The 11,612-nt window shown below is 39.2% G+C and carries 11 protein-coding genes; 10 read left to right on the forward strand and 1 reads right to left on the reverse strand.

Translation table 11 applies throughout. The features are described 5' to 3' along the window. Positions 1-143 precede the first annotated feature (143 nt). The 10 genes from M0221_RS01345 (at position 144) to M0221_RS01390 (ending at position 11,125) form a co-directional block, all read left to right on the forward strand. Entirely contained in the window at positions 144-623 is a 480-nt protein-coding gene (locus M0221_RS01345; RefSeq protein WP_483284131.1) for a pilus assembly FimT family protein, read from the forward strand. Further along, positions 620-1,270 carry a type IV pilus modification protein PilV gene (gene pilV, locus M0221_RS01350; protein ID WP_483284132.1) on the forward strand — a complete coding sequence of 217 codons (651 nt, stop codon included), beginning with the start codon at positions 620-622 and terminating at the stop codon, positions 1,268-1,270. Before M0221_RS01345 ends, pilV begins: the two co-directional genes overlap by 4 nt. Then, positions 1,270-2,247 carry a PilW family protein gene (locus M0221_RS01355; RefSeq protein ID WP_483284133.1) on the forward strand — a complete coding sequence of 326 codons (978 nt, stop codon included), beginning with the start codon at positions 1,270-1,272 and terminating at the stop codon, positions 2,245-2,247. Before pilV ends, M0221_RS01355 begins: the two co-directional genes overlap by 1 nt. 22 nt (positions 2,248-2,269) lie before the next feature. Beyond that, entirely contained in the window at positions 2,270-3,100 is an 831-nt protein-coding gene (locus M0221_RS01360; protein ID WP_263240903.1) for a PilX N-terminal domain-containing pilus assembly protein, read from the forward strand. Between the two features lie 138 nt (positions 3,101-3,238). After that, positions 3,239-7,165, forward strand: a complete 3,927-nt coding sequence (locus M0221_RS01365; protein WP_483284134.1) for a PilC/PilY family type IV pilus protein — start codon at positions 3,239-3,241, stop codon at positions 7,163-7,165. 142 nt (positions 7,166-7,307) lie between these two features. Further along, complete coding sequence (locus M0221_RS01370) at positions 7,308-7,874, forward strand: type IV pilin protein (protein ID WP_327107299.1); 567 nt, start codon at positions 7,308-7,310, stop codon at positions 7,872-7,874. After that, a complete protein-coding gene (locus M0221_RS01375; RefSeq protein ID WP_263240901.1) occupies positions 7,874-8,326 on the forward strand; it encodes a type IV pilin protein in 453 nt (150 codons plus the stop codon). Before M0221_RS01370 ends, M0221_RS01375 begins: the two co-directional genes overlap by 1 nt. Positions 8,327-8,620: 294 nt before the next feature. Then, positions 8,621-9,079 carry a pilin gene (locus M0221_RS01380; RefSeq protein WP_483284135.1) on the forward strand — a complete coding sequence of 153 codons (459 nt, stop codon included), beginning with the start codon at positions 8,621-8,623 and terminating at the stop codon, positions 9,077-9,079. 317 nt (positions 9,080-9,396) lie between these two features. Next, positions 9,397-10,479, forward strand: a complete 1,083-nt coding sequence (locus M0221_RS01385) for an O-antigen ligase family protein (RefSeq protein ID WP_483284740.1) — start codon at positions 9,397-9,399, stop codon at positions 10,477-10,479. Between the two features lie 118 nt (positions 10,480-10,597). After that, positions 10,598-11,125, forward strand: coding sequence for a pilin (locus tag M0221_RS01390; protein WP_483284136.1), 528 nt, complete (start codon positions 10,598-10,600; stop codon positions 11,123-11,125). 94 nt (positions 11,126-11,219) lie between these two features. On the opposite strand, the gene fdxA is transcribed toward M0221_RS01390, so the two are convergent. Continuing rightward, positions 11,220-11,543, reverse strand: coding sequence for a ferredoxin FdxA (gene fdxA / locus M0221_RS01395; RefSeq protein WP_440825423.1), 324 nt, complete (start codon positions 11,541-11,543; stop codon positions 11,220-11,222). Positions 11,544-11,612: the final 69 nt, after the last annotated feature.

An 11,612-nucleotide genomic window follows, 5' to 3' on the forward strand; every position in this document is an offset into this window, starting at 1 on the left:
ATTAGACGACTTGTTTTATGGAACAAAAATTGCATGGCTATAGTTGACTATTTTATATTAAAGCCTGTTTAAATATTAGGTATTCACTACGACTGTAAAGCCAGTCCTGCTTGAATATGCCAGCAGCTATATAGGAATCTGACGTGAACGCATCGGTTAACCATCAACCACAGAAATTGCATATGACCAGCTCAGGATTTACCCTGATTGAGCTGATGGTAACGATTGCCGTGCTTGCTATTATTGTCGGTATTGCTGCGCCTAGTATCAGTACTCAGCTTGCCAATCAAAGAGTTAAGTCGACTGCTTCAACGTTAGAAAATGCTTTAAAAGAGGCTAAGGCTGAGAGCATTATTCGTCGTCAAGACCTTACTTTCACATACAACAATAATGGTACTAATGTAGGAGTTATTAGTGTTGCAAATGTTTCAAGCTATAGCTATAGCGCTAAAAGCACCATCACTGACTCTGAGTCTAAAAACACTATCACCTTCAAACCGAGTAAAAGAGTTGATTCAATTATTTACACTATCTGTGATAGCAATAAGAGTGTGAAGTCACGACAGATTGAAGTAAGTAAGGTCGCTAATATCACTAACAAATTGGGAGGGACATGCCCATGAAACGCCTGAATAATCAGCATGGTGTGGGTTTAGTCGAGGTATTGGTTGCTGTTTTGCTTCTATCTGTTGCTGTATTAGGTTTTAGTGCGCTACAAATGCGTGCCATTAGTGCCACTGATGAGAGTCTTGTGCGTACTAAATCTTTAACTGTCGTGCGCAACTTGGCTGAGGTGATGCGTGCCTATCCTGAGGCTTATGTGACTGGTAGTGGCTCTACTTTCACCAGTGTGTCTCCGAATACTGCACTTGGTATACCGACTATACAAGCTGTTATTACTAGTACTGCAACAGATAATATCAAAGTTGATACTAAGATAATTAGCCGTAGTGGCACGGATAATTGTCTATCAACTGGTGTCACAACTGATGCTAATGGTAAAAAAATCCCAAATAAATTATGCAATATCAGTCAGCTTGCTACCCGTGATGCGTTAATGATTAAACAGTCAGCAAAAGATGAAGATATCAAGCTCGCTATTGTTACTTGTCCAGGGACGACGACACAGGCTATCCAACGCCAGATGTGTATTGTTACTGCTTGGAATGATAGCAAAGCATTATTAGATGATACAGATGCGAAGGCATGTGCCAATAGTAAAGGGGTTTATAAGACAGGCAGTCAATGCCTAATATCGGAGGCATATTAATGGACAGCCACAATACTAAAACCTATACCTTCGACGTCATACATTCTGATGTTGCCGGATTTACCCTTATTGAGCTGATGGTATCATTAGTCTTAGGTTTATTGATATCAGCCGCAGTGATCCAAGTTTATATCATCAGTACTCGGACGGTCACAGTACAACAAGGTGCTTCAGAAGTTCAAGACAGTACAATATTTGCGCTACAGTCATTAGAGAATCAAATTCGTATTGCTAATCTTGGTAATCCAATTACTAATATTAATGACACTACAAAAAATGGTGGTGTTGTATTAAAAGGTGCTAACTTGGGCAACAGTAGTTATGCAGATACTGGTTATCTTACAGTCAGTGCCGGTCAGACAGGAACTGCAGGTGCTAACGGTTGGACAGGTATATCAAATACTAATATTGCTAGTGACCAGTTGACCATTCAATATAGAAACATTACCCCAAATGCTTTATTTGATTGTGAAGGTAAAGAGATTGTCGCTGGTAGCAGTGACTGGGTTATTGAGCGTTATTTTGTTCGTCCAGTAGCAGGTAAGACGGCTGTTACAGGCTCTCAGAATTTAGTTTTGGCTTGTGACTCAGGTCGTTTGAGCAGTGCAGGGATTGTCACTGCTTTAGGCGATAATGGTGAAGTGATGATACAAGCTATCGACCAATTTAAAGTATTACTAGGTACACTAGGAGATGTTAATGGTTTGACCTATCTACCTTCAAGCACGTATCTCAATGTGGATAAACCTTTAGTTGGTGATAAGCCTGCAATCACAACAATTAAATTGGGTGTCATTGTTCGCAGTAGCACACCATTAATTAGTAATATAGACAAAACCAGCTTTAATGTATTTGGTACAGACCATGCATTAAAAACTGAAGCGACTAAATACTATCGACGAAGCTATGAATCAATCAATCTATTGCGTAATGCACGTGTTATGTCAGTGACTGGTATACCAGTTAATAGCAATTAGTACTGCACCAAAAGAGGAAAATATGTCAACTACATCTCGTTATCAGTCATTTAATGGCTCTGTATCAGCGCAGCAAGGCGCTGTATTAATTGTAGTGCTACTATTTTTGGTATTGATTATTTTGGTCGGTGTTATTGCTGTCAAGCAAAGTACTACAGATTTACGACTAGCAACCAGTGATCAGATTAATACTTTGCTATTGCAGTCAGCGGATAACGCCAATCAAAATATCGAACAAGGTGTCAATGGAAATAGTGATGCAGAAGTTTATACAGATATGCTGTCACGTACAGGACCTTTCGGGCATTTTATCCTAGATGCCAATAGTGCCGAACATGAATATGTATTTTGTTTTCGCCCACGTGGTCGCTTCTTTGATATTAATAAAACGACTATTAATACAAAAGATGGCGGTAATATAGTAGGTAGTGAAGTTGGTTATTGTAATCCATCGACACCAGCAGACTATGTCAGTGATCGTAATGCGAGTATGACTCAAGTAAATATTTCACTAACTGAATCAAATGCTAATAATGAAGTATTTCGTAGCTATACTATCGGTCAAGACAGTAGTGAGATATCAAGCCAAGCGTTTATGTTTGATATTAATAGCACGGCAATTTTACCTGCCTATTCTGGTAAAACGGATGCAGCTAAAGACTGTTTTAAAAAGACCAGTCGAGTAGCAACAGTGACAAAGGCTGAAGACGCAATTGGTGGCTGTATGGCAAAGGAAAGCGTACCGAGTACTGTACTCTACGAAGTGGCAAACGTAGAAAATTTGTCATTACGCAAGAACTGTGTCGACTTTGGTAAAGGGAAAGGTGTGATTTGTACACTACCAACCAACTAGTTTTCCGCAATTAAGTATAGATAACACCATATAGTTATTAGGGTACATTTAAGTAGCGAATATATAATTGTTAAATGGCCATTACATGACTGCTAATGATTATCCGCTCGATAACTCAATCCGTTTAAGGAGTCAGTCATGAATAATATAAAAAACAACGCATTTAATCGGAAGTCATGGACTATAAAAGCTCTAACAGCAGTAATCGTTATCGGTATGACTGGTACTATGGTACAAGCAGCTAATCCTAATCATAAACCTATTGGTGATCTAGAGATTTATGCACCAGCAAAAGCAGGCACGGCAACCATCTTTATGATGCTTGATATTTCAGGAAGTATGGATAGTAGGAGTATACCAGTAGATTATGGCAGTTGTAGTAGTAGCTATAGCAGTCAGAGTTCAGAAGAGATTACAGCAGTAGTTCGGCAACGTGATTCAAATGGAAAAATAAACGGAAATCTTAAGGAGAGTGTGAGCTTTGTACCTAAAGGTTGTTATATATCTTCTAATAATAGAAATATGCGATTTGATAGATTGACACGTTTACAAAAAGCTCTCATAGAGTTGCTGGCTGATGAGGTATACATTGGTAATAAAATTCAAGCAGATAAAAGAGTAGCTAATAAAGGAAACTTACCCGATGATTATGAAATAGGCGTCGGTGCCTTTAGTTATAATAGTGATGGAAAATCAGCCTATGTGGTAGCTCCTACTTTTGCCTTAACACCTGATCAACGTATTAATCTTATCAAAGAAATTAAGAGCTTAACAGCTAATGGTGGAACACCTACTGCGTCTGCACTTACAGAGGCAGGTGCCTATATGATGGGGGCGACAACTATTTCTGATACCAAAGTCGTTGCCGAACGTGAGATTCGTAATGGCAGAAATGAATGGCGTCGTTGTAACGGCAATGACAGTTCATTATCATTTGATAATGAACTAGGTATACATATATACGATTGTAATAAGTGGGGTAGCTGGTCAAGTAGCTCTGATGTACTACCGAACTATAGTGTTGATTCTAATATGGACCATGCTGATAGTGGACGTACGTATTTTGGAAGTGGTAGTAACTCATTTAGTGGATTCCCTGGCTCAATAGCAACTTCTAAAAAGTTAAACACAAATAAAAACGACTATACTTCTCCTTTAAATAAAAGTGAATGTAGTGGAAACGGTATTTACTTATTAACGGATGGTGAGCCTTCTAATAATATCAGTAACTCTAACTCACTAGATATAATGAACGCGTCCCTAAAGGAATCTACTTTATCAATGAATTCCTGTAACAATTCTTTAGCAGGAGGCGGTTTAGGTGGCAGTACCAATCAAGGTTGGGGATGTATGGCGACCTATTCTGCGCTACTGAGGAATCCATTAAATCCTGGCAAACTACCTATTAAAACGGCAACAGTGGGTTTTGGTAAAACATTTGCAGGACTAACAGGTACTAGAGATATTGTAACTAGCGGCAAACTAGTAAAAGTTACAGACTGTGAAAGTGGAAGCGCATCAAGAGATTCAGATGTTCGTAATCTATGTAGATTGGGAGAACGTAAAGGGGATAATGAGACCAAAACTTTCGGTGATGGTGGTTTTTACTATACTGAAGAGTCTTCTGAAATCGCAGCCAGTATTGTAGATTTTGCAGCCAACTTGGTGCAGATTATCAATACTTCACCATCAGGAACCATAACTGTCCCTAACGATCCGTACCGTGCTTCTAATCAATTAGGATATGCCTATTTACCTATGCTAGATCCTGATATAGCTTCAGCAGCAAGTATTTGGAAAGGAAATCTTAAAAAATACGACCTAGATCAAGGTACACTGTTCGGCAAAAATAAAAACTTACTATATAAAGATGTCGCTGGTGATCTTAGTGCCACTACTCAAGATCTATGGCAGAACGGTGATTATATTAAAGGTGGTAAAACGTCAAATAATGATGTAGAAGCGGGTGGCGTATATGCTCAATTAAAGTCGCCAAATTCAGGTCTAGGTAGTTTACGTACCCTTTATGTTGAAGACTATACTTCTAGTAGTAATAAAACACCAACTTTACGTAAATTGAGTGTTGATAGTAGTGGTAAGCCACAAGGGTTCAATACACTCATAGATACGGCTACTTATACGCAAATCAATAAGCGCCGCTTGCTAAGTTTCTTGGGCTTTGAGAGTGTGTTAACGAGTGAGGGGCAGCCGACCGACACGAAGAACGTAGAAGATCTACAACTTACTAAACCTACTAAGGCAGTTAAGGTTTTAGGGGGTGTTGTTCACTCAAAGCCTGCTGCAATCTCTTATAGTGCGACGTTAGATGATAATGGTCGTATAACCAGCACGCGTGACGATTACGTTTTGTTCGGTTCTATGGATGGTGCTTTGCATTTGGTAGATTCTGATAAAGGTGAAGAGACATATGCCATCATTCCCAAGAAGATGTTAGAAAGCCAACCAATCGCTTTGGTTGATAGTTCGACAAGGGCAAAAGTTGGTGAGCCGTATTTCGGTGTAGACGCTCCTTGGTTGGTTGTTACTGATTACAATTATGACTTAGAAGCTAAAAAAGTAAAAGTAGATGATGTGCCAAGTAAGGGAAAAGGTATGTTCGCCTACGGTGGTCTACGTATGGGTGGTGAGGCATTCTATGGAGTAGACATAACAGATAAAAATAGCCCTAAGGTATTGTTTACTTTTACACCAGAAGGACGTAACAACGCGACGAATAGTACTTTTGCGCGTTTAGGTCAAATTTGGAGTAAACCCACTGCCGCTAAAATTCGCCTGACAAAAGATGCAGAGCCAATCAATGTGCTCATATTTGGAGGTGGCTATGACATCAAGTATGAAAATGATGAATATACCGCTACTACTGCTGAACCTGCAAGAGGCAATGCCATTTATATGGTCAATGCAAATGATGGTACGCTAATATGGTCAACTAGCGGTGAAACTGGTAGCGGTGTAAATACCAAGACAACAGATATGATTCATAGTATCACAGGTGGAATTACAGTATTGGATAGGGACAATGATGGGCTAGTGGATCATATATATGCTACTGACCTTGGTGGACAAATATTCCGTGCTGACTTTCAAAATGCTCGTCCTGCTAAGTTTGGTTTTGAAGTGGTAAACAATTTCTTAGCTAAAGGAGTCACTCGTGTATTAGATAGCAAGCCTAGTGGTAAACCTGCCTATCGTTTTTATGAGCGTCCTGTAGTTAGCTTCTATCGTAACCAGAGTAATGGGACGAATAACGGCAAATTATTTGCGCTTATAAACGTCATATCGGGTAACCGCAGTGCGCCGTTATCGACATTACGTAGTGATAATACTTATGCCAATCGTCTGTATGGGATTATTGATAACGACATTACCAATGCAGATCTTTATAAAAGTGGTTTTACCCTTTCTGTAAAAGACCTAAATGAAAGTAAATTGACAAATCTTGCAACGACATTAGGCAGCGCCCCAAATGAAGCTGCAAAAATTGCAGCAAAGTCAGCGATGGTAGAAGGCACCAAACAAGGCTGGTACTATCCATTGACTCGCTTCGATGGCTACAGCAATGTCAGATATAATAAAGGTATTGGCGACAGTGTCGTAATTAATAACTTATTATACACCACTGTTTATAACCCCGATAAGCTCTACGGTACAGTCTCAAGCTGTTCGGCGAAAATATCTGGTGGTTCAGAGCGTCAACTATACTGCTTACCTTATGGCGTCTGTATGGAATCAACCTCAGTAACAGGCACAGGAGGTTATCTGCCTGCTGGCCAAGGTATCCAAGAGCTGACACTTGGGGCATTCAATGCTAATAATACTGACCTTAAAGTGCTCATTGGAAATACAACGATTGCTGAACGAGCATTAGAAGCTAAACGGACAAGCTATGATGCTGATGGTTCAAAAAACAATAGTAATATCAAAGATTTATATCCAGGTGAGCAAAGCCGTCCTACACAAGTAGGTGGTGATGGTACTGCTGGTGAATATATCTTTAATGAGCGCTATACGATGCAACCACGCGTCTGGTACGAGCGTAAATAGTAGGGTCTATGGCAATCAAAGCCATTGCTCTATAATTACCAGTTGTTAGAATTTTTATTATCAATGGTATCACGTAGATATAGTCACACGATATTTGATAAATAGTGTGACTTATCTGTCATTAGATAACGGGACGTCGTACATGACTCAGACGAGAGATACAATCACACTTAATAACACTCGCGGCTTTACGCTGATAGAGCTGATGATTGTTATCTCTATTATCACAATACTCGCTGCGATAGCTGTTCCAAGCTATCGTCGTTATGTAGTACTCAATGCTGAGCGTGATGCGCAATCGAAGATGCTGCAGTTACAGATACAGCTTGAGCGTTGGCGATCGAAAGCGTTAAGCTACCAAGGATTCCAACCGCAAATGATCAATGGCACAACCAATGCTGTGACTTATAGTTATGCTGATCCGTCGGTAAATAAAACTATCTATGTGCCTGATGGCAGTGATGCATCTAATTATCGGTATAAGATAACCCTTGTCGACGGTGGCAATACTGAAGCATCGCTAGTGTCAACTGGGTTTTCTGTCATCACAGGTAGGACGTGGAAGATGCTAGCAATACCAAATACTTCAGGTCCTGCAAAGGGTGGCAGTACTATCATGCTAAGCAGTAGCGGCATACGCTGTCAGCACAAAACCAATACTATCGCTATTAAAGATAATAACTGCGGTACAGGTGAGGAAAGCTGGTAATGAGATTAACTTTTAATAAATGTGAGTCAGTTAAGCATAAGTCTAACAATCATCATGGTTTTACGTTAGTAGAGGTAATGATAGTGGTTGCTATCATTGGTATACTTGCTGCCATTGCTTATCCAAACTATCAACGCTACGTGATCAAAAGTAAACGAACTGACATGATGAGTGAGATGCATAATATCGCAGCTGAGATTCAAAGTCGCAAGTTAGTGCAGGGTAGTTATAGTAATGATTTAATTACGGGACTAGGGGGTAACTTCCCTCGGCAAGGTCCGACGTTCTATACCATCATCTTCACTCCCAATCCGCTTACCTCAGAGTGGCGTATCATCGCCACACCAAATCCCAACAGTCAAATGGCTAATGACGGCATACTAAGCCTCAATTATCAAAATAATAAGTGTCGGGGTAACGTTTGTGGTACAGGAGATAAGTGGAATGAGTAAAGATTACAGAAAACTGACAAAAATCGTCAGTTTTCTGTAATCTTTACTACTTATGATGGGTATACTGACAATTTTTAGTAGGTTAAGCGTAACATTATTTTTCGGTAAAAATTGGATTGAATGATCATTAGTACAAAAAGCATGATTTATTAAGTAAGAAATAAGAAAAATAGTGATAACTATAATTTTGGCACGTTATGTGCACCATCTATAATAAGAGAAAAATACATTATATCCCTAAAGATAAAACGCGTTAATAGCCATTTATCTTTATATACTTCTAAAGGAGTTCTTATGAACACTGCTCAAAAAGGTTTTACCTTAATCGAACTAATGATCGTTGTTGCTATTATCGGTATCTTGGCTGCGATCGCTATTCCTCAATATCAGAACTACATCGCTAAGTCGCAAGTTAGCCGTGCAATGGGTGAGACATCATCTATCAAGACTGCTGTTGAAACTTGTTTGAACGAAGGTAAAGATGCTGCAACTAAATGTGATTTAGGTATTACTGCATCTAACATTCAAACTACTACGGTGGCTGGCGCTGCTCCCACTACTGGTACTGGTACTAATGCTAATGCCCTTACTGAAACCACTGCAATTGTAGCTACGTTTGGTACTGGTGCAGCTAAGACTCTACAAGAAGCTAGCAAAAATACTTTGAGTTGGACTCGCGATGCTACTGGTACTTGGAAGTGTAGCACTACTGTACAATCTAAATATGCGCCAGCAAGCTGCCCTGCTTCTTAATAGCTGATATACATATCATTAATAGAAAGCCAAACATAATGTTTGGCTTTTTTTTAACTTAATTTTTCCAAGTGATTAGCATGCTAAAAAAATTCTTACTTAATAAACACTCCCTGTTTCATCCGGATTTAGTGAATAAAGAAGGAGTGGTAGCACTTTACCTTATATATTTTATACTAGGGATGGTCAATTTCAGCAGTGGTTATAATTTTTATAATGAGTATCGGATTTTTGAAGTCGTTTTATTATTAGTATTTGGCTTATGGGCAGTTGTTAAAGGACAATTTCAGGTTAATAAAAGCGTAATATTGTTTTTTGTGTTTACTGCGGTTGGCAGCTTTTTTTGGCAGCAACCGCTATTTATAGTCATCGATTTATTATTGGCATATCTACTGTATAAGAATTTTCAGCTTCTAAATTATAATGCGCTGATAACTAAAGCCATTGTGCTATTCAGTTTGGTCATTTTTTTATTATTACCAGTGGCGCTGGTCGACTATATTAATAGCGGCAGTTATATCGCCAACTGGTATCCGCTATCTTGGAATATCCGCGTTTATGATAGCTACTTCTTAATCATGTCTATATTTGCTACTTGGTTTTATGTTCGCAATGAGCGTTATAAACTCTTATACCTATTATTTTTATTCTTGGCATTCTTTGCAATTTTATTAGACGCAGGTCGTTCAGTTACCTTAGCCTATACTGCTTTTATTGCTATCGTTACCGTCTATCATAAGCCGACAAGGTTCCCGCTTCTTGGTATTTATATCGCCTCTTGGCTAGCATATTTAGCGATTACTTATGCGGCGAGCTTTGGCTCTGATGGTTTAGCTATCGTTCGAGAGTCCTCTAGTGGACGTATAGATTTATGGGTTAATGGGTTGCAATGTTGGGTAACACGTCCAATACTGGGTTGTGGGTTTTACCAGCTAGAGCAATATCCTCAGTTATCAGCACATCCACACAATATATTTATCCAAGTTTTAACCGAAACAGGTCTGATTGGTTTTGGCTTTTTGGCTTTTATTGTATTTAAAGTAATCCGTCATATTAGCTGGAGTTTTAAAGAAAACTATTTTGTTTTAGCAGGGTTACTTGCTGTCAGTATTGATATGTCTTTATCAGGGGTATATATCTACCCAATTACACAAATGATGCTGTTATGGTTGTTCGTATTCTTATTCAAAAATCCAGTGTTCGCTCATGCGTCATATTTCCATTCGCCTGCTAAGCTTACGCCGCCAGACACCAGTATTTTGGCAAAATATCTGCCGATATTATTGATAAGTATTTTAATACTGATTTTTGGCTATCTGTTTATGAACACCAATATATTTTTGGAAGAAATGCCGTCAACGCCGCCAAGATTTTGGGGTTATGGTTATCACTTGTTATAATGAGGTTGATTGTTAAAAAGTGATTAAAAATTAGCTAAAAGTACATGAGGCGTTTTTATGTCAAATACACTGATGGCATACGCTGTGCACTATGGAGGATAACTCTATTGACTGCGATATGAACACCATGAAAACGCCTAACACTCCAAAATTGACCCAAAAATGTCACCACTTGCTGCAATCTGGCTTTACCTTGATTGAGCTAATGATAGTGGTTGCCATTATTGGTATTTTGGCAGCGATCGCTATTCCTCAGTATCAAATCTATATAGGCAAAACACAAGCGACAAGAGTGATTAACGAGTTAGGACAGCTGCGATTAACTGTAGAAGAATGTATACAAACAGGTAGGACAGTCATTGGATTGGCTACTGATGAATGTGATCCACGCGCTTCTGCTTCCAACCTGATAGTGGGTGGCTCACAAGTAGGTGTAGTTTTACCTAATAATATGGGTGTTGCACAGATGAGTAATCCTCTAGTATTGACCACCAGCATCACTGCTACTATATCGACACAAGTCAATCCAAGACTAGCAGGTAAAAAAATACAATGGCTGCGTACCAGTGCAGGCTCGTGGAGCTGTAGTAGTAATATTGAGATTCTTTATTTACCTAACTCATGCGCCCATAATACGAGTTTATAGGCAGCAATAAAAAACTACCTAATAGCCCTTCTTATTTAATGACCATTAAGTAGTTTTTATTGTCTCAATACATTGAGCGGTTTTAAAACACCAGCTATTTCTCTAAATACTGAATTTTGCCTTCCACGCCATCCCACTTTTCAGCTTCTGGCATCTGTCCTTTCATCTCAGTGATGTTTGGCCATTTTTGCGCCAGCTCTTCATTTAGCTGAGTGAACAGCTCTTGCCCTTTTGGCACTTCATCTTCTGAGAAGATAGCATTGGCAGGACATTCAGGCTCGCATAGAGCACAATCGATGCACTCATCAGGGTCGATGACGAGGAAGTTTGGTCCTTCATAAAAGCAGTCGACAGGACAGACTTCCACACAGTCGGTGTATTTGCAAAGAATGCAGTTCTCTGTAACGACAAAGGTCATAGTACTGTCTACCTGTTATTGGATTGAGCGAAATAGAATAAATTAAAAATAAGGCACATTTTAGCGCTT

This window comes from Psychrobacter sp. ANT206 (assembly GCF_056880555.1).

What these genes read in the sequence shown, in the direction of transcription:
- pilV (WP_483284132.1), top strand. Translation starts at nt 620, where the DNA reads ATGAAACGCCTGAATAATCAGCATGGTGTGGGTTTAGTCGAGGTATTG.
- M0221_RS01355 (WP_483284133.1), top strand. Translation starts at nt 1,270, where the DNA reads ATGGACAGCCACAATACTAAAACCTATACCTTCGACGTCATACATTCT.
- M0221_RS01360 (WP_263240903.1), top strand. Translation starts at nt 2,270, where the DNA reads ATGTCAACTACATCTCGTTATCAGTCATTTAATGGCTCTGTATCAGCG.
- M0221_RS01365 (WP_483284134.1), top strand. Translation starts at nt 3,239, where the DNA reads ATGAATAATATAAAAAACAACGCATTTAATCGGAAGTCATGGACTATA.
- M0221_RS01370 (WP_327107299.1), top strand. Translation starts at nt 7,308, where the DNA reads ATGACTCAGACGAGAGATACAATCACACTTAATAACACTCGCGGCTTT.
- M0221_RS01375 (WP_263240901.1), top strand. Translation starts at nt 7,874, where the DNA reads ATGAGATTAACTTTTAATAAATGTGAGTCAGTTAAGCATAAGTCTAAC.
- M0221_RS01380 (WP_483284135.1), top strand. Translation starts at nt 8,621, where the DNA reads ATGAACACTGCTCAAAAAGGTTTTACCTTAATCGAACTAATGATCGTT.
- M0221_RS01390 (WP_483284136.1), top strand. Translation starts at nt 10,598, where the DNA reads ATGAACACCATGAAAACGCCTAACACTCCAAAATTGACCCAAAAATGT.
- fdxA (WP_440825423.1), bottom strand. Translation starts at nt 11,543, where the DNA reads ATGACCTTTGTCGTTACAGAGAACTGCATTCTTTGCAAATACACCGAC.